This is a genomic window from Desulfovibrio desulfuricans (assembly GCF_024460775.1).
Taxonomy (GTDB): domain Bacteria; phylum Desulfobacterota; class Desulfovibrionia; order Desulfovibrionales; family Desulfovibrionaceae; genus Desulfovibrio; species Desulfovibrio desulfuricans_E.
The window spans coordinates 1-208 of sequence record NZ_JANFYZ010000152.1; the positions used below are offsets into that span (position 1 = coordinate 1).

The window sequence follows — 208 nt, forward strand, 5'->3', positions numbered from 1 at the left end:
TCAGGCGCAAGAATATGCACCCCGGCGGCGGCCAGATTCGGCACCACCTTTACGCCTTCCGGCACGGGTACGTGATCTTCGTACGCGCCCACCGGGGGGCGCAATAGCACGCACCTGCACCCGGCGGCCAGCCCGGCCTGCATATCGCGCACACGGTCGCCAATCCTCCAGGAGCGTGCAAGATCGATCTTTCGATCGGCAGCGGCTT

The 208-nt window shown here is 65.9% G+C and carries 1 protein-coding gene; it reads right to left on the reverse strand.

Annotated elements, in window-relative coordinates:
* Positions 1–208, reverse strand: a 208-nt coding sequence (locus NE637_RS15740; protein WP_256267861.1) for an HAD hydrolase-like protein, incomplete at both ends; no start/stop codon positions are given.